Below are 22102 nucleotides of genomic sequence, written 5' to 3' on the forward strand. Positions count from 1 at the left end.
AAAGGTTTGTTAATTGGATTTATGGAAATGTCAAACGCTTGCTTTGCGTTTGAATTTTCGGCTCAATTGTGTAGGGGAAAGGTATGAACAGAGGTTGATAGATATTTCCCACTGCGGCTTGGTGTATGAACGGGACAAGTCGCGCCTTGAGGTCTACCGGGATTTTAATTTGCATATTGCTCAAGGTGAGAGTCTGGTCTTGATCGGGTCGTCAGGCTGTGGCAAGAGCACGCTCCTTTACCTAATTGCCGGCTTGCTTAATCCCAGTGAGGGTGAAATACGGATAGAGGGGCAGCTGGTTCGGGAACCGCGGCAACAGTCTGCTTTTATTTTACAGGAATATGGGCTTTTTCCCTGGCTCACAGTTGAGGATAATGTGAGCCTTGGTCTGCGTGTGCGCGGGTGGCCCAGACGCCACTACCGTCCCAAGGTAAGGAAGCTGGTCGCTGATATGGGCTTAGAGGAAGTGCATGACCACTTTCCCGGGCAGTTGAGCGGTGGACAGCGTCAGCGGGTGGCCTTGGCTCGGGCCTTAAGCCTCGAACCTAACCTCTTATTGATGGATGAACCGCTTTCTGCATTAGATGCCTTGACGCGGGAACGCTTACAGTACCTGCTCTTGGACATCTGGAGGCGTGAGCATCTGACGGCGGTCTTAGTTACGCACAGCATCGAAGAGGCGGTTTTTTTGGGACGCAGAATCCTGGTGCTGGCGGACAGAAGGCCGACTGAGATTCTGGGGGAAGTTGATAATCCGGAAGTGGGAACAGATGGTTATCGTGGAACAGAGCTGTTTTACCGGCGCTGTTCCACGGTGCGCGCGTTATTAGAAGGCAGGGGAGAAAAGTGAGGGCAACAAGAGGATATGTGCTGGCAGCGGTATTTTTGCTTCTGATCTGGCAGGGGGCATCTCTGGGCGTGAACAGCCCGATGCTGCCCACGCCGGGTGAGTCCTTACGCGCTACGGGAAGGCTCATCGGACAGGGACTGACAAGCCATCTCTGGATCAGTACCTATAGGGTGGTGCTCTCTACTGCTTTGTCCCTGCTTATCGGACTGCCCCTGGGGTTAATTATGGGATTTGAACCAAAGCTTGACCGCTTTCTCGCCCCTTTGGTTTATTTAACATACCCAATCCCGAAAATCGTGTTTTTACCTTTAATTTTGCTTTTCTTAGGGCTGGGTAATACCTCTAAGATCTTCCTGATTACCCTTATCGTCTCTTTCCAGATTCTCGTAACTACACGGGATGCTGTACGCAAAGTCCCGCCCGAAAGAGTGGATTCCCTGCTTTCTCTGGGTGCAAGCCACTATCAGGTATACCGCTACCTCCTCTTGCCGGCCTGCCTGCCTGATGTTCTAACAGCATTAAGGCTTAGTATGGGAACAGCCATCGCGGTGCTATTCTTCGCGGAATCTTTTGCCACTACCCAAGGCTTGGGCTATTTTATTATGGATGCCTGGAGCCGCTCTGCTCCGGACGAGATGTTTGCCGGAATCTTGGTTATGGGTTTGCTCGGAGTGTTGCTCTTTCTCGTAGTGGATCTTGCGGAAAAAGTACTTGTGCGCTGGCAGCATGTGAAAGGGCGCTAGACCTGGTGTTTGCTCAACTGTGCTGTTAAATGGTCGATAAACTGGCGGGCAGAGCGCCCGGAACGACCGTTATGCCACATCTCCCAGCGCAGGGCCAATTGGCGCAGGTCAGCCGGGTTGATGTCCAACTTGCGCTGAAGGGCTAAGCCTTCGACGATCCTTAGGTAATCTTCCTGGGCAGGGGCCGGGAAAGTGACAGTGATCCCGAACCTGTCTGCAAGGGAGAGTTTCTCTTCCATGCTGTCACGTACATTAATCTCATCCCCCTGGCGTTCAGCGAAGCTTTCTTTTACCAGATGACGCCGGTTTGAAGTTGCATAGATTAAGACGTTGTGCGGTTTTGCAGCCAAACCTCCTTCGAGCAGAGTCTTCAGTGCTTTATACTCTGGTTCTGTTTCGTCAAAGGACAAGTCATCGATAAAAATGATAAATTTCAAAGGAATATCAGCTAATAATCTATAAGCTTGAGGAAAACCGCTTAGATCGGATTTGCCGAGCTCAACTAAGCGCAAGCCGCGGCTGGCATAAGCTTGAAGCAGGGCTTTGACCATGGAGGATTTCCCAGTACCCCTGTTGCCATATAGGATTATATTGTTGGCAGGCCTTCCCTCCAGGAAACTATCCGTGTTTTCCGTCACGATTCCTTTTTCCCGTTCCAGGCCTATTAATTGCTCGAGCTGGATTGAATCCGGATTAGCCACCCCTTCTAAAGGAGAGGTGTGATCTTGCCGCCAGCGGAAGGCCAGGAAGTTGTTGCATACTCCAAACCCAAGGTGGTGAAAATACTCTGCCAAGGCCGGCAGTGCTTTGTCCCAAGATGAGGCCTGCCTGAACTCGGTGTAAAGATTCTCCCGCATGTGCTTAAGCCATAGCCCAGCTGAGTTATGAGGTGATGTTCGGGCAGCTCTGTCCGGATTTTTGCCGGCTGCTGCCAGGCCGGAGTCCGGGCGGGCATGGCTTTGTTCCCAATGCGGCCAGTGCTCAGGGGCGAGGGGAGTGGAGCTTAGATATGAAGCGTTCTCTTCGTCCTTGGTTAGCTCGAACCTGGATCGAGCCAACGCTTGCAGCCGGGAAGGGGTAAAGCGGGATATCTCCTGCAACAGGTTAAGATCGCGGGCTGCGAGGTCAGCCAGCACGGGCTCAGTCCCAGCCACGTCTGCCCCGGACTGAGCTGAACAGCGGCTGAATGTGTTGTCAGATTCCAAGACCAGATTAATTATCCCGTCAGACCATGAATTTTCCGCTACCAGCATGAAGAAACGGTGGTAGTGAGTGAGTATTTTAGACCAAGCTGGTTCGGCTGCACTTAATTCTTCAACGAGGCTGGACCAGGATTGGATGAGTTCGCTTTCCCCAACTGAGCGCAAGACAGTTAAGGCTCGAGGCAGAAGATGCGCGTATTTTAGTTCGGCATAAGCCTGTGTTTGGTACAAGTTGGATCAGCTCCTTCTAATTTGTGTTTGAACTAAAAACCACCCTTCTTAAAATTCTCTGTATTACTCTACTTTCCTGCTGCTTTAGATACACCCTTATACAATAAACAGTTAAATTATTAGCAAAGTATGCTAAATTTATTGACGGAGAGGCAGGAATGGCGCTGTTAGTAACGAATAATATTTATACTAAATATTCTAAAGATATAAAATATTTAGAATGGAGGGCTGATTATGGCGGATGAGGCAAACCGCAAAGTAAAACGCAAGGTGCGATCCAGTAATACGCAAGTTTTAGTCATTTTAATTACCGGTGTCCTAGTGGTTCTTGGTTCTTTAGGTTTTGGACGTTTCAGCATGGCCCTCATTTTGCCCACCATGCAAGCGGGTCTAAGTTTAAGCCATTCTGAAATGGGCGTTATGGTTACTGCTGCTTTCCTGGGCTATCTCTCTTTCAGCCTGGGGTCTGGAATTGCAGCGTCGGCATGGGGACCGCGTAAAGTGATAGCCTTGTCCTTGCTTGTAGAAGGAGCCTCCTTGGTAACCACGGGCATGGTGGATGGTTTCTGGTCTCCTTTGGCCTGGCTGGCTTTGGCCGGGGTTGGAATGGCAGGGGCGAATGTGCCGGTAATGGCTATGGTAAGCGCCTGGGTTCCACCGCAACGGCGGGGCTTAGCGTCAGGACTTTTAGTAAGTGGCTCAGGTTTTGGGCTTTTGATAAATGGGTACACAATCCCGCACTGGCTAAATAAGGCTGGGGGTCAAGGATGGCGTACTGCCTGGATTTGGTTGGGAGTAATGGTTTTAGTCATTGGGCTCTGGTCAGCTATCGTTTTGCGCGACCGCCCAGGCAACTCCGGCGGCAAACAGGCAGCGACGGTAGGGAAGGAAAACAAGGAGAGCATTTGGGTCCAGATTTATAGGGTTTGGCGTACAAAACCGGTGCTGCGTAAACTCGGTCTGGTGTACTTTGCGTTTGGCTTTTCCTATGTTATTTTTACGACTTTCTTCGGAGCATATCTAACTGAAACCCGGGGGTGGACAACAGTTGCTGCCGGGCGGCTCTGGTCATGGGTCGGTATCTTTAGCCTCGGCAGCGGTTTCTTATGGGGCTGGGTTTCCGACCGTTTAGGGCGGCGCTGGGGACTGTTCCTGGTTTACTTTTTGCATGGATCTTGTTTGGTGGCGTTTGCAGTTCTACCCTGGGACGCCGGCATTACGGTGGCAGCCCTAATATACGGACTAAGTATTTTCAGCATTCCGGCGATTATGAATGCAGCCTGTGGGGACGAAGTAGGACCGCAGCTGGCACCCACTGCTTTTGGAGCTGTTACTGTTGCTTTTGGGCTTGGCCAGATGGCCGCCCCAGCCGTAGCCGGGATTATGCTTGACTGGGGCTGGGGGATGGTCGAAAATTTGTGGCTGTCAGCCATGGTAGCTTTTCTGGGGGCTGTGGGAGCTGCTTTTCTTCATGCTCCGTTCTTTGGGTGGCTGAGGGCGCGCTTGTCACATGTGGGCAGAGGATAAAAGACCATAAAATAAGAGGGATATCCAGTGGATATCCCTCTTGTGAGAAATTAATTACTCATGAAACTAGTTAGATGCGGGTACCCCTCTTCAGGTTTTCTTCGGCGAATTGGATCATGCGTTTGGTCATCTGACCACCGACAGAACCGTTTTCACGGCTTGTGCGGTCACCACCGAGTTGAGCTCCAAGCTCGTTGGCAACTTCATATTTGAATTGATCCAACGCTTGGCTAGCTCCTTGTGATGCGGGGGTGTTAGTGCTTCTTTCTCCTGCCATGATTGGGTCCCTCCTTTAGAATTTTGGATGTATTGGAGACGTTCTTATTATTTGTTATTACGATTAAGTTACTCAGGTAATTGTTGCTGTTCTATCGGAGATTATCCAAAAATGGCATGATGTATATCCCTCACATTAGTTTGGAATTTACGGTTGTATATGGAAACTATAGTTATATACGATTTTATAACGGAGCTAGTTTTGATGGAACTCTATTAGTAAGCCTGCCTGTCTTGTTCCTGGGAATTTTCGCAAAAACGGATTGATTCTTCAGCGGTGAATCCGTTATGAATAATTTTAAGTAAGCCAGGATAATAGTTGTCAAAGCTTTGGACTCCATTCCAAATTAGGTTAAGTATTTGTTCCTTAGATGGTTTTGCTCCAGATAAATCGAGATAGGTGCGGAACCGAATTTCTCCGTCTTCCATATCCATCTCGAAGTTGCCATTGGCCAGCTCATAATTAACCCGGTTCATGAATTCACACACTTCAAGGTGCTTAGCTGCGGGAACTCGCAGCTTGATGTGGGTATTGCACAAAAGAGATTCTTGTTCATCATCTGCAATGATGAAGGCATAAAAAGCTGCATTCACCCCACGGATTTCGAGGCGCACGATCTGATTTTTGGCATCCGTCTCACAGTTCCAGCCATCTTCATGAAGCACGATGCCTAACATTTCGAAGAGAGACATCTCATTCACTCCCTTTTTCTAAAAATGACTTCAGTGTAAGAAGAGTTCCACATGATAGCTGGGAATTCCTGCTAGCAGAAGCTTGCGAGTAAACTTTTAAGCAGGATTAAATTTTTTTGGGGTGACATAATAAGAAAGATTTAATCGAAGGAGGGAATTAATACGATGCCCAGTGTTGAACTATTATCCGAAGACAATGTCAGTGCTGAAGTTAAACCTATTTTTGCCAAACTTAAAGAAAAGTACGGGGAGGTTCCTCCTCCGCTACGGGCGATGGCCAATCACCCCGAGTATCTTAAACTTGTGTTACAAAAGATGGAAACTGTAATGGGTTCGGACGCTCTTACCAAAGAGACCAAGCTGGCGATAGCTTTTGCAGTATCAACTGTAAATAACTGCGAAATGTGTATTAACAACTATGGGGAAGAATTACGCGAAGCCGGTTTCAGTGATCAACAGATCGTAGAAATTTTGGCCGTGATCGATCTCGTGGGGTCGATGAATCATTTTAATAATGGGATGATGATTAAACCCTCAAAATAGCGGATAATGCAAATAATAAAGGCTATGTCATATAAAAGCTTTGAGTTATGTAAAAAAGCGCCCTGGTGGCGCTTTTGTATACTGCTGATAAAGGCACGCGGTTTATTTTTAGTTTCGTACGAAGTGGAGATACATTTGACTAAGAGAGGGCGGGGGATAGTGAGAAAAACTTCTACCATTTCCTGGTCAAATTGTTTGCCGGCTCCGCGCTTAAGTTCTTTAAGAGCTTCGTCAAGGGAGAGTGCTTTGCGGTATGCTCTGTCCGAAGTCATGGCATCTGCGATTTTTTCCTGCAAACTTTTGCGCAAGGAGTCCCGGGTAAGGTCGGCTGCCAAGACTCCTATCAATTTACCATCCTCATTGCGGATAACGGTGGAAAAAGAAATCATATCTTCTCCGGTTACAACAGTATCCGGGTATATTTCACTCACAGATACCCCGGGATTAACTAGGGCCCGGTGGTACCAATCACGCAGGCGGGCATCATAATTTGAAGGGAGTTTACTCATGTCTTCGTCTGATGTGCTGTTGAGGATTTTCCCTGTCTCCGCGTCTGCAATATACACTCTTTTCCAATGACTCATCATGTTGTATAGGTGGTCAAGATGCTGCTGGCGTTTAGAGACATCCCAGAGATCAGCTGAGGACGCGGCTACGGCGAGGGTTTGCTGTTCCAATTTCGACAAAGCGCTGCACTTCAGTCTGTACCAGGTTACCGACATGTGCATTATGGGCCAAGGCTTGCTCGGTCATGGCCGCACTTACACGTTGGTCGACCAGATAACCTATCAGAAGCAGAGGAACCAGCACCAGAAGGCCGGTAAACAGCAAAAGTTGGCCGCGAAGTTTTACTCCGTAAACGTGGTTGCACGTTATTACCTCCGAAGGTTGTTTCCAAAGTTGATTCATTCGACATGATGGGTTGAAAATCCTACGTCTCAGAGAATTTAGCTGTAATTTTTATGTCATTTCCAGGCGAAGATTCCGTAGACTTCTCTGAAATAAGTAAAAAGGTGTCGAAAATGCCGCAGCAAGATTCTCGCAAGAAGTTGTCTGCGGCGGCTTATCTGTTAGATTGCTTGGAAAAGTATCACGAGTTAGAGGGCTACAAGAGAGTCTAATTAATGTTGGATTAGTTCTGACAGTGGAACTATTTGTACGCCTGCCTTAGCGAATTCGGGGAGTAATTCCTTGATGGCCTGTGCAGTGTTTGGACCCTGCGGGCCGACATGTCCGATGCCGATTGCCTTTCCATTCTTCTTCGCTGTAGTGATAAGCAGACGGAGCTGTTTCTTGATGGAATTAAGTTCAGCTGAGTTATCGAGAAAAACATCGCGCACACCCCAGGGGAGCCCGGCTTTCTTGGCCTCTTGAGCCAAGATGGATGATTCACTGGTTTTACTGTCCAGGATAAATAAGTTGTTGTCCTGAGCCATCTTGATAATTTCCCGAGTAATCAGGATATTTTCGCTCCCTTTAGATCCCATGTGGTTGCTTAACCCCACTGCATACGGGACGGTGTCAAAGCTCTGATTCAGTCTGCTTCGGAGTTCTTGAGCACTTAAGCCGCTGAGGAGAGCACCTGGTCCCAGCCAGTCAGTCCGCCCGCCTTTGGCTTCCAGCGGCATGTGCATGATGATTTCGTGCCCTTTTTCGTGGAGAAGTTCAGCTTCTTTGCGGGTATAGAGCATGTTAGGCATCACAGCGGCTGTAAATGCTACCTCCGTGTTAAGGATTTCTTGGGTTCCGGGGTTGTTGATGCCCCAGTCGTCAATTACGATTGCGGCCCTGGCGGCAGGAGGTGTGGGTGTAAAAGTATGGTCTAAAATTACATGCCCGCCTATAGAGTCGGCAAATTGACCATCAATCAGGATTCTTACTCCTTGAATCCCTGGAATCTGGGAAGCTGACCACACCAGTGAGTTCACTGCCATGTCTTCCACTAAGGCTCCACCCGGGAAATTATCGCGAATTTCATGGCTCAGGTTAATGGTGGCGATTCCGTTTTTGACTTCTACAGCCAAGATTTGCGTTTGCGATGGTACTGCCTGAACGTGGGCTGGGGAGGCTGGACCTTTAATCAGTTCATTTAGAATCAGGGCTATTTTGGCAGGAGCATGTAAGGCAGGCCATTTGGTGGAAGGAGCCTGACGCTCTTCCGTAGCAAGTTCCTCCCAACCGTTGCTAGGAAAATACAGCCTGAAGGTGTCTGCGGTCGCGGGTGGAGGCCCGGCAAGCTGGGACAGGGTCGGGGCACCCTCTTGAACTCCCAGGGGATAATCTTTAAAGTAATTATCAATTCCAACCGCAATCGCCTGTGCTACCGAATCTTTATAAGTGTCGTTAAGTAAAAGCTTGCGCTCTTTAGAATTGGACAGGAATCCAATTTCTACAATAACGGCCGGCATCTTCGTTTGATTGATTAGATAATAGTCTCCAGGTTTAGCTTTGCGCATATTTTCGGGTTGAACAGAGCGCAGCGCTTGCTGAATACGTTCTGCCAGAGCCAGTCCTGAGGCTGACTTTAAGTGGTAGTAAGTCTCCATGCCATATGAGCTTCTCTGAGGGAAACTATTGGTATGGATGCTGATGAAAAGATCGGCGTTATTGTTTGAAGCCAGTTCAACTCTTTGGTTAAGTTCGATCCTTTTGGCCATGCGTCCGATGACATTTCCCGGAGCATAAAAATCTTGGTCTGAATCGCGCGTAAGCACTACTTTAGAGCCTTTTTGTTCGAGGACAGTGCGCAGGCGCAGAGCCACATCGAGATTAATGTCTTTTTCTTTTAAGCCGCCGTATTGGGCACCGGGGTCCTTTCCTCCATGGCCCGCATCGATCACAATTACCCTGTCTTTAATCCCTGCTCCCCAGACTGCCCGCCATCCGAAAGATCCGGCAATCAGCATGAGCCCGATCAAGCCAGCCAGCACTAACAAGTTTCTAGGGACAAGGAAAATTATTGGCCGCCTCCACATAGCAAACTCTCCTCTCAACCGCACTAACCCAAAACTATGTATATTTGAGCAAAGGGCGAGAGTGAACTTATTCCCTATTTTTATTACTGGTTGGTGGGGTATAAAATTTAGGCGAAAGAAAGAAACTAGAGCAGAGTAAAAAAGTCCCGAAGGAGGTACCCTTTTTGACAATTAAACTTAGCCAAAAAGAAAGAATGTTGCTCCAAGACCAAAAAACCCATGAGGATACCTGCATTCAAAAGTACACCAGGTATGCCAATGAGGCCCAAGACCAGGCCTTAAAACAAATCTTCACCCAGCATGCAAGCCATGAAAGAGAACATTTTAACACGATTAACCAAATCTTAAGTGGACAGATCCCGAATATGGCTCAGGGTCAACAAGGTCAGCAGCAAGCTCAGCAGGGGATGACAGCCGCATCCACGCAAGCCGCGCAGGCAGGATATAATCAAAACGATGCGCAAATGGTTAATGACATGCTGATGACGGAAAAGTATATTTCCGGAACTTATGACACCGTAATTTTCGAGAGCGCTAACAGTGGTGTGCGCCAGGCTCTAAACCACATTCAAAAAGAAGAACAGCAGCACGGGGAAGATCTCTTTAATTACATGCAGTCCCATGGCATGTACAATGTGCAATAGCTAAGCAAAATCTTATATTTACTTATAGCATAAAGCATGAGAGCAGGGGATAACACCTGCTCTCATACTTTATGCGCGCAAATCAAAAATGTGGCTAACGTTTGCTTAAATTAATGGAGCTATTGGGGTCTGGTGCGGCGGGCGAAACGTGCAAACCTGAAGTTCGGCAGGGAGGAAATAATCACGCCCGAGATAATGAGAAAACCGCCGAGCATGTGATAGGGCATGAGGCTTTCGTTAAGAAATTGTGAAGCTAAGAGCGCGTTAAAAAAAGGAATAAGGTTATAAAAAATCCCTGCCTGTGTGGGGCCGACTTTACTTACAGCCGTGTTCCACAGGAAAAAAGCGATCACAGACGGAAACAGCCCCAGATAAATCAGAGCCGCACCTGTGGACATGGTTAGTGAGGGAAAGGGCAACCACACGTTCTCAATGAAACTGGTGGGAACCAGAAATATAAGTCCTGTCCACACGGCCCACGCAGTACTCTGAACAGGGGTCAGGTGTTTTGAAGAAAGTTTAATCAGGATTGTGTAGACCGCCCAGACAAAAGTGTCGAGGAGAATGATAATGTCTCCGGGATTAAGTTTCAGGCTCATGAGGTTGGATAGGTGGCCGTTCCCGGCGATCCAGGCGATTCCTATGATCGACAGCACAAGCCCAGTTATTTTGGGCGCAGTTAATCTTTCTTTAAGCCAAAAGTGACTGAGAAGGGCTACAGTCAAGGGGCTTAAAGAGTTAATCATCGTGGCGTTGATGCTGGTCGTATAATGAAGGCCCCAATAGATCAGGGGGTTGAAAATGAATACTCCGGTAAGTCCCATAAAAATGATTTTCTGCCATACATCCCTTGTGGGTATGGTGGATTTTTGCAGATACATGATTACCGCTAGAATAACCCCTGCCACCGCAAACCGAGCTGTGCCCAGGAAGATGGGAGGGAAATCGGCTAAAGCTTTGCCAACGATAAAGTTGGTGCTCCAGATGAAGGTAACACCAACTAACATAAGATAGGGCATTAATTTTGACTTCACATGCTCGACCCCGTTTTAAGTAAATTTAGGTTAACTACCAAAGTAAATCTGATTAACATGAATAATTCCTGTGAAAAGCATGGTGCAGCATCGTGTGATATAAGTTGAAATAATCTGAAAAGCACTTTTAATATACCAGATCACGGGGAATTCGTAAATCATCAGATCGAATCTGATATTATATTCTAAGCTCATTTTCATTAGGAATCTATTGGAAGGAGTTTCTCCACCAAGCCCCAGGAAGTTCTGGTTACACCCTTTTTAATTTGATATCCATTTTTATCGCGGTAAAAGTGGTAAAGGTGCTTGCGCCGCTCGTAATCGCGCGGTGAGATTCCGGCGATTATGCGGTTAATCCTTGTGCTTTTACTTAAAACCGTTTCCAGGTTTTTAAGGCAGACGGAACCAATACCCCGGTCACTGATTTCATCCATTTGGATATCTTCAATTTCACAGAGATTGCGTTCATCATCCAACCTAATCAAAAAATTATCATAAGTTTTCTCTTTGAAAAAGATAAGGATTCTAACTAAACGGGGATATCCCTCTTTTTGAAGACAGAACAGTTGGAAACAGTCCTCACACACCTTAGCCACGCGGCTGCGGGGCTGGGGGACAGCGGACACTTCATTGATAAATACAAAATACTCCTCTTTATCCTGGACAGAGTTGAAGAGTTTAGTCATATATTCCAGAGTGTTCCTAGCGTTATCCCGCCCCCTGTTTAAGGCTTCTATTTTTAATTCGAGGAAAAGTGTGATAGGATTCAAATGTGATGACACCTCACTGACTATCAAAGTCATAAAATTATACCATACCCGCCCTTTTTTATGGAAGAAGTATTCATGAATATACCGGTTAGTGGTATAATAAAAGCTAATATGCGATGTCGCGAAGGGAGATGATAATGATTAAGAAAGTTGCGACAAAGCCGGCTCCGGTTTTGTTTCCGGTACCAACTATCCTCGTGACCTCTCAGGTTGAGGGCGGGGAGCCCAATATGATTACAATCGCTTGGACAGGAATTATGAATTCAGAACCGCCGATTGTTTATATCGGGGTTAACCCTGTGCGGTATTCCCACGGCTTAATTAAGGAGTCAGGGGAATATGTTATTAACATTCCTACTGCCAGTCAGGCAAAAGAGGTAGACTTTTGCGGAGTGGTGTCAGGGAAAAGAGTTAATAAATTCAAAGAGACAGGATTAACTCCCGTCGCGGCTAACCATGTTAAAGCACCGTTAATCGCAGAATGCCCGGTTAATATTGAGTGCCGGGTCAGGCAAATCCTTTCCTTAGGAAGTCATGACGCGTTTATTGCCGATGTTTTAGCGATACATTATAATGAGGATATTCTGGATGAAAAGGGACGTCCGGATGTAGGCCGCATTCAACCATACGGATACAGTCTAAGTGAATACCGCTTGTTAACTGATAAAATAGGGTTCCACGGATATTCGAAAAAATCCTAGAATGGTAAGCAGGGGAGCGAAAATGGCTCCCTTATTTCAATTCCAATTTAGCCTATTGGCCTCTTCTTATAGGAATTTTTCAGGGTAATTTAAATAAGGACCGCCCTCAGTGGCGGCCCTTATCTTGCGCTGTGCAACTATTAATTCTTCACAAAAGCTGACTTGCTTAAAGTTACTTACGCTGAGTGGCCGTAGGCATTAGCTGTGCTGCTTTTTTGCTTCTTCTGCCAGAGATAGACGATAACGAGCACTGAAAGGCCGAAAATGTCTGTAATCAAGCCGGGTTTTATCAAGCCTAAGGCTGCAGCAGCTAGCAGCACCCGCTGTACTGTACTAGTCTTGGTTACAAGGAATCCCTGACTGGCTGCGGCTAAGGCTATAACCCCAACACTTGCAGTAATCGCTGCCAGCAAAATTTCCGTTGGATGACCTTGCGCGATTAAAGCAGGAGAGTAGATCCAGATGAAAGGAATGAGAAAGCCGGCAATAGCCAAGCGGGCGGCTGTCCACCCCACTTTACTCGGGTCTGCTCCGGCAATTCCGGCCCCGGTGAAGGCTGCGAGAGCTACAGGCGGGGTGACGTTGGAAATGTTGCCAAAGTAGAAAACAAACAAGTGGGCGGAAAGCGGATCAACTCCAAGTTTAACCAGAGCCGGAGCAACGATGGTAGCCCCAACAATGTAGACAGCAGTTGTGGGCATGCCCATGCCAAGGATAATGGCTGTGATCATAGACAGGATCAAAGTTAGAATCAGGCTGCCGTGGGCCAGGTCAACCATATTGTCACCGAGGGTAATGCCGAGACTGGTGAGGGAAGAGACCCCAACGATGAATCCTACGACTGCGGTGGCGATTGCTACCCCAATGCTCCCTTTGGCGCCCATTTCCATCGCCATCAGAATACCTTTGAAACTCATGCGAGTGCTTTTGCGCAGATAGCTGGCAAGAACGGCGATAATAATGCCGTAGAAGGCAGCATAAGTGGGGGTAACCCCTTTGACGAGCAAGTAAATTATAGCTATTAACGGCAATACTAAGTGTCCGCGCTCTTTAACAACTACCTTCATCGAAGGGAGTTCTTCGCGGGGTATGCCGGAAAGACCGGTTTTGAGCGCTTCCAGGTGTACCATCACAAACACTGCCAGATAATAGAGGAATGCAGGCAGGAGAGCAGCGATCATGATGTTCTTGTACGGAATATTGAGGAATTCCGCCATGATGAAAGCGGCTGCGCCCATGACCGGAGGCATGATCTGTCCACCCGTGGAGGCGACTGCTTCCACCGCCCCTGCGAAATGCGGTTTATAGCCGACACTTTTCATTAAGGGAATTGTAAAAGCACCGGTAGTGGCTACGTTGGCCACGGCACTGCCGTTAATGGTGCCCATAAGGCCGCTGGCAAAGACTGCAACTTTGGCCGGGCCGCCGGGAGAAGTGCCAGCTAAGGCCATGGATGAGTCATTAATAAATTTGGCCATGCCGGTTTCCCCTAAGAAGGCACCAAAGAGGACGAATAAGAAGATGTAGGAGGCAGATACCCCTAAGGCCGTACCAAAGATTCCTTCAGTACCGAGATACATGTGCTCGATAATCCGCTTAAGGGAAAAACCGCTATGACCGAAAGAACCGGGGATGTACTCGCCCAGGTAGGCATAGACCAAAAATAACAATCCCAAAATGGGAAGTTCTTTGCCGAGAGCCCTGCGACCGCCCTCGAATACGACCAAGATTGCCAAGGCACCAAAGAAATAGTCACGGGTAATGGCTAAGCCCCCGCGCATCGCGAGTTCGTCATTGGCAATGAAGATATACGCCCCTACTGCAATACTTAGAGCAATGAGCCCCCAGTCGAAGATGGACGGAAGGGATTTCATGTTCTTTTTGCGGGCAGGGTAGAGCAGGAAAATCAAGACTAGCACAAATGTTAGGTGCGCAGCGCGCATTTTAATGGCTTCCAGGGTGCCAAACCCTGCGGTCCACAGTTGGAATGCAGACCACAAGATGGCAACTGTTGAAACAAAGATAGCCATTTTGGTTCTGGGAGCAAACTTTCTAAATCGAGATTCACTGTCGTACTTTTCGAGCAATTCTTGTACAACTTCATCTGAGGCTATTTGATCAGCCGATATTTTCTTTCCTTTTTCTTGATTGCTCATTAGGCACCTTCCTTACTTGAGTACCCCAACTTCTTTGAAGTATTTAGCTGCTCCCGGATGTAAGGGGATTGTCCCCATTCCTTGTGGGCCGTTTTCTTTCGTGATGAATTTGGCAGTTGAATGTGCTGCTACAAGGTCAGGAAGGTTTTCATACATCCCTTTGGTGAGTTTGTACACCATTTCTTCACTGAGGTCGGCCCGGGTTACAAGTAGGTTAGCCAGGGCAACAGTTTTGACATCTTGGTCTTGTCCTTTATAGGTTCCGGCCGGGATCGTGTATTCATAATAGAACGGGTATTGTTTAATAATTTCCTTGATCATATCAGGTTCGAGGGAGAGCACTTTAACATTGATCGAGTTCGCCATGTCCATGATGGCTGCTAAAGGCATGGCACCGGAGAAGTTAGCAGCATCTGCCTGGTTGTTCTTGATTAACTCTGCTGCTTCCGTAAAGCCGACATAGTCCGGATTTACGTTCTTGGCGTCTTTATCCCAGAAGTTAAGGCCATAAATTCCGAGCACTTCTTTGGAGTTAAAAAGGGTTCCGCTGCCGGTGGCACCTGGTACGAAGCGCTTGCCTTTAAGGTCCTTGATAGAGTTAATTTCTGAGTCCTTGCGCACTACAATCTGAGTCACATTGGGATAAAGCTGGCTCAGACCACGCAAGTCTTTATACGCACGGCCCTCGAAGGTGTCTTTCCCTTCATAAGCCGAAAAAGCCACATTAGCCATGGTAAAGCCGATTTCCGATTCTTTTTGCTGGAGGAGGGTTATGTTCTTGGCACTCGCCTCAGTTGCCTGCGCTGAAGCACGGACACCGGTTACCTTGTCAGTCCAGATCTTGGCCAGGGCATTCCCAATCGGATAATAAGCGCCTGAGGTTGTACCGGTTCCGATATTGATTTTTTCTACCTTGCCTGAGTCCCCACCGGTTTGCGTGCTACTGCCACCGCAGCCTGCCAGGGTAAGGGTGAGGAAAGCGGATAAGATAAGGGCAATGACTTTTTTCATTAAACTACTCACTCCTTCTTTCGTTAATTCCACCTATTCTGCGTTTTAGAATAAAGTAAATTTTCGGTAAACTATTTCTACCCTCCTTTTCGCTTGCGTTCGCGTTCCTTCCGTGTTCCGGAAAAAGGAACCTCATTCCTTCTATAGATACGGTTATTATAACGGAACTATGAGACAGGTGTCATAACCTAGGGGTTAAGTGGTGTAATTGCGTGGGTGAATGGTTGAATTAATGCCGTGAACGGTAGTTCATTATCTGAAATTTTTGAAATAGCAGCTGTTTGTAAATTTACTGATTCGTGCTAAACGTTGCCTGATTTATGGTCGATAAAGGAATAGGATCATCAACTAAAGTTCTAAAAAGAGAAATGGCGTTCTTGCCTTCAGTAAGATTTTGGTATACGATATAAAAAGCTAAAAAAGGAGGAATATAGAATGATTTTGACTACCACTCCTAATATTGAAGGACGTGAGATCATTACTTACCACGGAATTGTAACTGGAGAGGCTATTATGGGCGCGAATATTGTGCGCGACTTGTTCGCCAGTATTACGGATATCATCGGCGGGCGCTCCGGGGCTTACGAAGAGAAATTACATGATGCCCGCAATATTGCTTTGCAGGAATTAGAGCAACAGGCTTTAAGACTCGGAGGGAATGCAGTTGTTGGGATAGACCTCGACTATGAAGTTGTCGGGCAAAGCATGTTGATGGTAAGCGCCTCCGGGACCGCGGTGACAGTGAAGTAATTAACCTAAGCAGGATAAACCATATGAAAGTAGAATATTTTAAGAATATATCTGTGATTTGTGATGTTGAATTTAGATTTTAGATCTGACAGCTGGTTCGGAGGGTTACCGTGGTTTTAGCAGCAGCAATTCATGGCTTTATCTTGGCTATTGGGCTCATTATTCCCATAGGAATGCAAAATGGGTTTATTCTTTTTCAGGGTGTAGTACATAAAAGGTGGGTAAATTTATTACCCACCTTTATCACTGCCGGGCTTGCTGATACCTTGCTCATAAGTTTAGGAGTGCTGGGGGTTTCGGCTGCGGCCTTTCAGATAACGTGGTTCCGTTATACTATCGGCGCGCTTGGAATCATCTTTTTGCTGTATATGGGCTTAACGAGCTGGCGGGACCATGGTGCTGCTACTAGCGGCCTTACGGAGACGGCCTGGCCGCCGCGCCGTCAAATTACATTTACTCTATCTGTGTCCCTGTTTAATCCTCATGCCTTAATTGATACTCTAGCCGTGATTGGTGGGAGCGCGTCTGTTTACTCAACTTTGGCCGAAAGGTTAGCCTTTGTGGCAGCCTGTGCCTCTGTTTCGTGGTTATGGTTTTTTATACTATCCATCATGGGGCATTGGGCTGGACGCATGGCTTTCAAAAACAGTGTGAGGGTTATTAACAGGGTTTCAGCAGTGATTATGTGGTTATCAGCTGTTTATTTGGGTTACCTTATATATACTTTCAAGTAACCTTTATTTCATAGAATGATGTAGAAGTAATATGTTTTTTCAAAAAACATTTATTTCTATAGAATAACTCAAATAGGTAAAGTGGGGTAATGATGTCAAACACAGCTCGGGGCTGGGTCGGCGTGCTCCAGGTAGCGTTAGCTGCCTTCTTATGGGGAACGTCAGGCACCTTTGCCAAATATCTCTTTAACAACGAAATGTCTCCATATGATTTAGCTCAGGCACGCGCCCTGCTTTCGTTTGCGCTCATTACTCTGATTCTCGCTGTTTTTAACCGTAAACAGCTTACGCTTGCAAAAGCGGATCTCGGGTATTTTGCTATCTTCGGGATAGTCGGGCTGGGTGCGGTTCAGCTTACTTACTTAATGGCCATTAGTCTTACCAATGTCGCAACTGCTATTTTTCTGGAGTACCTGGCACCAGCCCTTGTCCTTATTTATGGGTTTATGACCAGGACCGAGCGTTTTTCTTGGTCCAAGATTATCGCTTTATCAGCTGCACTCGGTGGCGGATATTTGATTGTACGCGGGCAGGGAACAGGTCTGGGAATAAGTCTGCCTGGACTCGCCATGGGGTTAGGGGCCGCACTGTCTTGGGCCTTTTATACGGTTTACGCCCAGTATGGATTAAGGAAATATTCCCCGTGGGCAGTTTTGAACTGGGGCATGGGATTTGCCTCGCTCGCCTGGTTCTTGTATCAGGCTCCTTGGATATTGTTTATACGTTACGATTTGACTGCCTGGCTGCAGTTTCTTTATATTGCGGTATTTGCCACGGTGTTACCTTTTGGTTTGTATTTCAAAGGGATTAAGAAGCTCGGGCCTTTTCAGGCGAATTTAATCAGTTCCTTGGAACCGGTAGTCGGGGCAGTGAGTGCTTTTATTATCTTGGGCGAGATCCTTAATGTGGTTCAGGTATTCGGAAGCGCCCTGGTTCTGGTGGCGGTGCTCCTGATTCAGACTACCAAGAAACAACAAAAGAAAGCTGGCTGAACCAGCCTGACACACTTAAAGAGGGGGGAGAAAAATGAAAAAGATCTTGGGGATAATTGGTTCCCAACGCAAGCTGGCCAACGGTGAGATCTTGGTCAAAGAAGCGGCCGCTGCCAGTGGAGTGGAGCATGAGCTTGAGTTAATACGGCTGCCTGATTTGAAGCTGGAAACTTGCCGTGGTTGTTACACCTGCCTGACTCCGGGCAAGCTGTGCCCGCTTAAGGATGACTTGTATTTTTTAGCAGACAAAATTAAAGAAGCAGATGGGATAATCTTGTCTGCTCCTTGCTATGCCCTCGGCCCGTCCGCTGCGGTCAAGCTGTGGGCTGACCGGGTTTTAGCCCTGGCGCAGCTGGCTGATGATTTCTGGGGCAAACCCAGTGTAGTCATAGGCACAGCCGGAATCGAGGGCTGGGAAGGGTATACGTTATCCGGTCTGGTGCAGTTGAGCCGCTTGCTGGGGCTGGATGTCAAAGATGCTAATATGTTTGTTGGTGCCTTGCCTGGGGAAGTGCTGGAGCAAGAAGAAAACATCAAACGGGTACGACAGATGGGCCAGGCCTTGTTTGGACAGGGCCGCACCCATAGGCAAGGGGAGTGCCCGACTTGTTGGTCGGAAATTTGGAAGTTCCCCGAGCCCAACCGCGCGGTCTGTCCCTTCTGTGGACAGGAAGCCCATCTTGTGTTCGGTCCGGACGGAATACTATGGAAAATGGATAAACCCGGGAACAGGTTTGAGTATGAAAACCATAAATATCATTTTCGGGAATGGCTTCCGGGCAAGGTTGCGGAATATATAAAAAGACGCAAAGAACTGGCAGTGCTCAGGGACCGTTATAATGGCGAATACACTTGGGTTTTGCCTATACGTGATTCCAAAGATGCATAATGCGAAATTCTGGTCTTGAAATAAAAATAAGCTTTTTTTATTAAAGAGTAGTTATAAAGTTTTCTCAAAGTGCGCACTCTAATGTCAGATTGCGAAAGGAGGCAACAAAATGTCTGGAAGAGTGAATAGATCGAACGACCCTATCAGCCGAGTTAAGTGTGTAGTCAATTCCTGCAATTACTGGCATTCAAATCACTGCCATGCTGAATCTATCGAGGTTCAACCACCGAACGCTTCTGACAGTGACACGACAGACTGCGCAACCTTTGCTCCTAAGATGTAACGCGCCAAAGCCCTCCTTTAGTGGAGGGCTTTGTTCAGTGATGGGCATTATATGTTTTGTTTACATTGGTTGATTTGGAACTGAACAAACCGTATTTCGATTCGAAGGCCTCATCGCTTAAGCTAAGGTAATTTAGGCTTTCAATTATTCCGGCGATTGCTGGAATTAAGGTCCAACAAAATACAAGATAAAGTAGCCCCTGGGCAGTTCGCCCGAGATAGAATTTATGTAGGCCAAGAGAGCCGAGAAAGAAAGCTAGGAAGATGGCCTTTAAGCGCCGCCCACTTACGCCGGAAGGCGCTGAGCGCAGCGGATTTTGGTGTGCTCCGCAATCTGGACATATCTCAGCGGTTAGGTAAACCGTGTGTCCGCACATCGGGCATTTTTTTGCGGTGAGCCGTTTAGTCACGCTCTGCCTCCTGTTCATCGCTTAATCCTGTGTAATACTTTGAGCGAGCAATTTACCGGATGTTCGTCTAGTATAAGGTTTATGTATTCCATTATCTTCCTAGAACTACAATGAAACACTTTTGGGCAATGTCGGCATAATAATATGGGCTGATATCGTAATAAGACGTTTTTCTGTGAGGTGGCGAGCACAGGTTGTGTGGGGAATAGCGGGTTTAGGAGTATTAATACTGTTTAGTTTGCAGTTGATAATTGCCGAGAGCTTGATTCTACTGGAAAACCGGTACCCAGAGAAAACGCGCCAGTGGCTGACAGTGCTGGGAGCGCTTCCTGTTGCCGGTTTTATCCTTTATTTACTTATGGGCCTGCAAGCGCGCAGGGGAAGGCTTTTCCCCCATAAACACGCCCAGGGAAAAAAGATCAAACAGATCGCAGACAAGCAAAAGAGTAAGCTGCAAACACAGCATGTAATGCTAGGGGAAAACCAGGATTATCAGAAAAAATTAACTAGGCTTATCCTTGCAAATGCTTCATCTCACTTGACCATCAATAATGAAACGATACTCTTGACTAATGGCCGGGAAAAATTTCGGGCGCTCAGGGAAGAGCTGGAGGGAGCATCTCATCACATCCACGCGGAGTATTATATTTTCCGGGATGATAAGATAGGGCGGGAAATTCAGGACCTATTAAGCAGAAAGAGCCGGGAAGGGGTACAGGTACGTTTGTTGCTGGATGGGGTGGGCAGCAAAGGCTTGCCGACTTCCTTTCTTAAGTCCTTAAAAGAAGAGGGGATAGAAGTCGGGGTGTTTTTCCCGATTCGTTTTCCGTATATAGGAAGCAGGGTTAATTATCGCAATCACCGTAAGATCGTGGTCATTGACGGGAAGACGGGCTTTCTCGGCGGGATGAACGTTGGGGATGAGTATTTAAGCCGTGATCCGCGCTATGGGTTTTGGCGCGATACGCATTTAAGAATAAAGGGCGAGGCAGTGCATGTCTTACAGACTACATTTCTTAATGACTGGATTTTCTGCACTAAGCGGGAAGTAGGCGGAGAGGAATATTATCCTACGCCTGGGCCAAGTGGGAACCAGCTTACGCAAATTATAGCCAGCGGTCCTGATTCCAAATGGTATGCATTCAAGCAAGTGTTATTTGCGGCCCTGGCAGGTGCCACCAAGAAAATTTACATTACCACTCCTTACTTGGTACCGGATGAAAGCATGCTAACTATGCTCCAAACAGCAGCTTTAAGCGGTCTCGAAGTTAAAGTATTGGTGCAGGGAGTCCCAGATCATCGGATTGTCTATTGGGCCTCACGGTCTTATTTTCAGGAATTGCTTGAAGCAGGAGTGGAAATCTATCAGTATCAAAAAGGGATATTACATGCCAAAATTGTCACCGTGGATGGTTTCATGGCTTTCGTGGGCTCAGCAAACTTTGACATCCGCAGTTTTGAACTGGATTTGGAAGTTACGGCTGCCATCTATGACAGCAAGCTCGTGAACAAGCTGGAAAGGGAGTTTGAAAATGATCTGAGTGAATCTGAACAAGTGGAACTTGATGAATTCAGGGAGAGAGGACTGCGAACGAGATTGCTTGAGGCACATGCTCGGCTCGTGGCACCATTGTTATAACTTGTTGTTTACACTCAGGCATTCTATAATTAGTTTGATCGTTGCTAAAACATATGGGCGCGATTGCTGTCTGCAAATGCGTCAAGAAGCGTATGTTTTCAAGTTTGTGCAAAGGAGAGAAAAGGTTGAAGTCTTGGATAAGGGGGCTGCGTTTTCTTGGCTGGCTGCTGGGGATCGTCTTAGGAGCAATAATATCCGCATATAGTATCCAGGCTTTTATTGTGCACGCCGGGCTGGCGGGCGGAGGTATAGGCGGTATAGCCCTCCTGCTTTATTACACTTTAGGCTGGCCGATTGGGGTAATGACTTTAATCCTTAACATTCCCCTCTTTGTTCTGGGTTGGCGGGAAGTAAGCAAGCGCTTTATCGTCAAGACCTTGCTAGGACTGGCTACATTTGTTCTTTTTCTTGATCTGTTCAAAGGGATTAAACCGCTTCCTATTGATGATGTGTTATTAGCTGCGCTTTACGGAGGAGTGGTCGGCGGGATTGGCGGCGGGATTGTGTTCCGTTTTGGCGGCAGCCTCGGCGGTACGGATATCGTGGCTAAAGTAATTCAAAGGAAATTTGGCTGGGGCATGGGTACGACTTCCCTGTTCTTTAATGTGTTTATCATTTTGGCTGCCTGGGCTATACTCGGACCTAAGACTGTTCTCTACACTCTGGTATATATGTTTACTTACAGCCGCACCATCGATGCGGTTATTAGTGGGATTCCGGCCAAGGCTGTCATGATCGTTTCAGGCAAAGCTGAAGAAGTAGCTGAGCGCATCTTGATTGACATTAAACGCGGGGCGACCTTCCTCCACGGACAGGGTGCTTACTCAGACAGTCAAAAAGAAATTATTATGTGCGTCGTAAGCCTGCCGGAGGTGGGACGCCTGAAACAAGTAGTGCGGGAGGTTGACCCGGAGGCATTTATGATTGTGCAAAATGCCAGTGAGGTCTTAGGGCGCGGCTTTGTGCGTAATGAATAGACGCAATGAATAGATAGAGTAGAATTCTATTGAGAAAGAGAGAAAGAGAGAAAGAGAGAAAGAGTACAAAGAG

The 22102-nt window shown here is 47.2% G+C and carries 24 protein-coding genes; 13 read left to right on the forward strand and 11 right to left on the reverse strand.

Going from position 1 to position 22102, the window contains the following annotated elements; all coding sequences use genetic code 11:
- The first annotated feature begins 13 nt into the window (after positions 1-13).
- Positions 14-850, forward strand: coding sequence for an ABC transporter ATP-binding protein (locus ACYQ2N_RS20420; protein ID WP_460001265.1), 837 nt, complete (start codon positions 14-16; stop codon positions 848-850).
- Complete coding sequence (locus ACYQ2N_RS20425; RefSeq protein ID WP_460001266.1) at positions 847-1593, forward strand: ABC transporter permease; 747 nt, start codon at positions 847-849, stop codon at positions 1591-1593. Before ACYQ2N_RS20420 ends, ACYQ2N_RS20425 begins: the two co-directional genes overlap by 4 nt.
- On the opposite strand, the gene ACYQ2N_RS20430 is transcribed toward ACYQ2N_RS20425, so the two are convergent.
- The gene (locus ACYQ2N_RS20430; RefSeq protein WP_460001267.1) at positions 1590-3026 is read right to left on the reverse strand and encodes an ATP-binding protein; all 1437 of its coding nucleotides are present in this window, start codon (positions 3024-3026) and stop codon (positions 1590-1592) included. The genes ACYQ2N_RS20425 and ACYQ2N_RS20430 overlap by 4 nt on opposite strands.
- A 234-nt stretch (positions 3027-3260) precedes the next feature.
- On the opposite strand from ACYQ2N_RS20430, the gene ACYQ2N_RS20435 reads away from it, so the two are divergent.
- Positions 3261-4553, forward strand: coding sequence for an MFS transporter (locus ACYQ2N_RS20435; protein ID WP_460001268.1), 1293 nt, complete (start codon positions 3261-3263; stop codon positions 4551-4553).
- 70 nt (positions 4554-4623) lie between these two features.
- Here ACYQ2N_RS20435 and ACYQ2N_RS20440 read toward each other — a convergent pair whose 3' ends face one another.
- Complete coding sequence (locus tag ACYQ2N_RS20440) at positions 4624-4830, reverse strand: alpha/beta-type small acid-soluble spore protein (protein ID WP_460001269.1); 207 nt, start codon at positions 4828-4830, stop codon at positions 4624-4626.
- Between the two features lie 215 nt (positions 4831-5045).
- Complete coding sequence (locus ACYQ2N_RS20445; RefSeq protein WP_460001270.1) at positions 5046-5522, reverse strand: YbjN domain-containing protein; 477 nt, start codon at positions 5520-5522, stop codon at positions 5046-5048.
- Between the two features lie 165 nt (positions 5523-5687).
- Here ACYQ2N_RS20445 and ACYQ2N_RS20450 point away from each other — a divergent pair, with 165 nt between their 5' ends.
- The gene (locus ACYQ2N_RS20450) at positions 5688-6065 is read left to right on the forward strand and encodes a carboxymuconolactone decarboxylase family protein (protein ID WP_460001271.1); all 378 of its coding nucleotides are present in this window, start codon (positions 5688-5690) and stop codon (positions 6063-6065) included.
- Here ACYQ2N_RS20450 and ACYQ2N_RS20455 read toward each other — a convergent pair.
- The 3 genes from ACYQ2N_RS20455 to ACYQ2N_RS20465 all read right to left on the reverse strand — a co-directional run bounded on the left by ACYQ2N_RS20455 (position 6026) and on the right by ACYQ2N_RS20465 (position 9040).
- On the reverse strand, positions 6026-6751 hold the full coding sequence (locus ACYQ2N_RS20455; RefSeq protein WP_460001272.1) for a PDC sensor domain-containing protein: 726 nt from the start codon (positions 6749-6751) through the stop codon (positions 6026-6028). The two genes, ACYQ2N_RS20450 and ACYQ2N_RS20455, sit on opposite strands and share 40 nt — an antisense overlap.
- The gene (locus ACYQ2N_RS20460) at positions 6702-6974 is read right to left on the reverse strand and encodes a hypothetical protein (protein WP_460001273.1); all 273 of its coding nucleotides are present in this window, start codon (positions 6972-6974) and stop codon (positions 6702-6704) included. The genes ACYQ2N_RS20455 and ACYQ2N_RS20460 overlap by 50 nt, the downstream gene beginning before the upstream one ends.
- A 212-nt stretch (positions 6975-7186) precedes the next feature.
- Positions 7187-9040, reverse strand: a complete 1854-nt coding sequence (locus ACYQ2N_RS20465; protein ID WP_460001274.1) for a divergent polysaccharide deacetylase family protein — start codon at positions 9038-9040, stop codon at positions 7187-7189.
- Between the two features lie 164 nt (positions 9041-9204).
- On the opposite strand from ACYQ2N_RS20465, the gene ACYQ2N_RS20470 reads away from it, so the two are divergent.
- Positions 9205-9684: a spore coat protein gene (locus ACYQ2N_RS20470; RefSeq protein WP_460001275.1), complete on the forward strand. Its 480-nt coding sequence runs from the start codon at positions 9205-9207 to the stop codon at positions 9682-9684.
- A 119-nt stretch (positions 9685-9803) separates the two neighbouring features.
- Here the strand turns inward: ACYQ2N_RS20470 and ACYQ2N_RS20475 are convergent, their stop codons facing one another.
- Positions 9804-10718: a DMT family transporter gene (locus ACYQ2N_RS20475; RefSeq protein WP_460001276.1), complete on the reverse strand. Its 915-nt coding sequence runs from the start codon at positions 10716-10718 to the stop codon at positions 9804-9806.
- 200 nt (positions 10719-10918) lie between these two features.
- On the reverse strand, positions 10919-11488 hold the full coding sequence (locus ACYQ2N_RS20480) for a hypothetical protein (RefSeq protein ID WP_460001277.1): 570 nt from the start codon (positions 11486-11488) through the stop codon (positions 10919-10921).
- A 137-nt stretch (positions 11489-11625) separates the two neighbouring features.
- Here ACYQ2N_RS20480 and ACYQ2N_RS20485 point away from each other — a divergent pair, with 137 nt between their 5' ends.
- A complete protein-coding gene (locus tag ACYQ2N_RS20485) occupies positions 11626-12189 on the forward strand; it encodes a flavin reductase family protein (RefSeq protein WP_460001278.1) in 564 nt (187 codons plus the stop codon).
- Positions 12190-12365: 176 nt separating this feature from the next.
- On the opposite strand, the gene ACYQ2N_RS20490 is transcribed toward ACYQ2N_RS20485, so the two are convergent.
- Both ACYQ2N_RS20490 and ACYQ2N_RS20495 read right to left on the reverse strand, forming a co-directional pair.
- Positions 12366-14345: a TRAP transporter permease gene (locus ACYQ2N_RS20490; RefSeq protein ID WP_460001279.1), complete on the reverse strand. Its 1980-nt coding sequence runs from the start codon at positions 14343-14345 to the stop codon at positions 12366-12368.
- 12 nt (positions 14346-14357) lie between these two features.
- Positions 14358-15356, reverse strand: a complete 999-nt coding sequence (locus ACYQ2N_RS20495; RefSeq protein WP_460001280.1) for a TAXI family TRAP transporter solute-binding subunit — start codon at positions 15354-15356, stop codon at positions 14358-14360.
- A gap of 435 nt (positions 15357-15791) precedes the next feature.
- Here ACYQ2N_RS20495 and ACYQ2N_RS20500 point away from each other — a divergent pair, with 435 nt between their 5' ends.
- The 5 genes from ACYQ2N_RS20500 (at position 15792) to ACYQ2N_RS20520 (ending at position 19004) form a co-directional block, all read left to right on the forward strand.
- Positions 15792-16106, forward strand: coding sequence for a heavy metal-binding domain-containing protein (locus ACYQ2N_RS20500; protein ID WP_460001281.1), 315 nt, complete (start codon positions 15792-15794; stop codon positions 16104-16106).
- A gap of 110 nt (positions 16107-16216) precedes the next feature.
- Positions 16217-16840, forward strand: coding sequence for a LysE/ArgO family amino acid transporter (locus tag ACYQ2N_RS20505; RefSeq protein ID WP_460001282.1), 624 nt, complete (start codon positions 16217-16219; stop codon positions 16838-16840).
- Positions 16841-16932: 92 nt separating this feature from the next.
- A complete protein-coding gene (locus ACYQ2N_RS20510; RefSeq protein ID WP_460001283.1) occupies positions 16933-17832 on the forward strand; it encodes an EamA family transporter in 900 nt (299 codons plus the stop codon).
- Positions 17833-17866: 34 nt separating this feature from the next.
- Complete coding sequence (locus tag ACYQ2N_RS20515; RefSeq protein WP_460001284.1) at positions 17867-18721, forward strand: flavodoxin family protein; 855 nt, start codon at positions 17867-17869, stop codon at positions 18719-18721.
- A gap of 109 nt (positions 18722-18830) precedes the next feature.
- The gene (locus ACYQ2N_RS20520) at positions 18831-19004 is read left to right on the forward strand and encodes a DUF1540 domain-containing protein (protein ID WP_460001285.1); all 174 of its coding nucleotides are present in this window, start codon (positions 18831-18833) and stop codon (positions 19002-19004) included.
- Positions 19005-19038: 34 nt separating this feature from the next.
- Here ACYQ2N_RS20520 and ACYQ2N_RS20525 read toward each other — a convergent pair whose 3' ends face one another.
- Positions 19039-19413, reverse strand: a complete 375-nt coding sequence (locus tag ACYQ2N_RS20525; protein WP_460001286.1) for a TM2 domain-containing protein — start codon at positions 19411-19413, stop codon at positions 19039-19041.
- A 196-nt stretch (positions 19414-19609) separates the two neighbouring features.
- Here ACYQ2N_RS20525 and cls point away from each other — a divergent pair, with 196 nt between their 5' ends.
- Both cls and ACYQ2N_RS20535 read left to right on the forward strand, forming a co-directional pair.
- Complete coding sequence (gene cls, locus ACYQ2N_RS20530) at positions 19610-21052, forward strand: cardiolipin synthase (RefSeq protein ID WP_460001287.1); 1443 nt, start codon at positions 19610-19612, stop codon at positions 21050-21052.
- 125 nt (positions 21053-21177) lie between these two features.
- Entirely contained in the window at positions 21178-22029 is an 852-nt protein-coding gene (locus ACYQ2N_RS20535; protein ID WP_460001288.1) for a YitT family protein, read from the forward strand.
- Positions 22030-22102: the final 73 nt, after the last annotated feature.

Source organism: Paradesulfitobacterium aromaticivorans (genome assembly GCF_054657415.1).

Coding starts and splice junctions, on each gene's coding strand:
- ACYQ2N_RS20435 (WP_460001268.1), top strand. CDS start 3,261: ATGGCGGATGAGGCAAACCGCAAAGTAAAACGCAAGGTGCGATCCAGT.
- ACYQ2N_RS20440 (WP_460001269.1), bottom strand. CDS start 4,830: ATGGCAGGAGAAAGAAGCACTAACACCCCCGCATCACAAGGAGCTAGC.
- ACYQ2N_RS20445 (WP_460001270.1), bottom strand. CDS start 5,522: ATGTCTCTCTTCGAAATGTTAGGCATCGTGCTTCATGAAGATGGCTGG.
- ACYQ2N_RS20450 (WP_460001271.1), top strand. CDS start 5,688: ATGCCCAGTGTTGAACTATTATCCGAAGACAATGTCAGTGCTGAAGTT.
- ACYQ2N_RS20460 (WP_460001273.1), bottom strand. CDS start 6,974: ATGAATCAACTTTGGAAACAACCTTCGGAGGTAATAACGTGCAACCAC.
- ACYQ2N_RS20465 (WP_460001274.1), bottom strand. CDS start 9,040: ATGTGGAGGCGGCCAATAATTTTCCTTGTCCCTAGAAACTTGTTAGTG.
- ACYQ2N_RS20485 (WP_460001278.1), top strand. CDS start 11,626: ATGATTAAGAAAGTTGCGACAAAGCCGGCTCCGGTTTTGTTTCCGGTA.
- ACYQ2N_RS20490 (WP_460001279.1), bottom strand. CDS start 14,345: ATGAGCAATCAAGAAAAAGGAAAGAAAATATCGGCTGATCAAATAGCC.
- ACYQ2N_RS20495 (WP_460001280.1), bottom strand. CDS start 15,356: ATGAAAAAAGTCATTGCCCTTATCTTATCCGCTTTCCTCACCCTTACC.
- ACYQ2N_RS20500 (WP_460001281.1), top strand. CDS start 15,792: ATGATTTTGACTACCACTCCTAATATTGAAGGACGTGAGATCATTACT.
- ACYQ2N_RS20510 (WP_460001283.1), top strand. CDS start 16,933: ATGTCAAACACAGCTCGGGGCTGGGTCGGCGTGCTCCAGGTAGCGTTA.
- ACYQ2N_RS20515 (WP_460001284.1), top strand. CDS start 17,867: ATGAAAAAGATCTTGGGGATAATTGGTTCCCAACGCAAGCTGGCCAAC.
- ACYQ2N_RS20520 (WP_460001285.1), top strand. CDS start 18,831: ATGTCTGGAAGAGTGAATAGATCGAACGACCCTATCAGCCGAGTTAAG.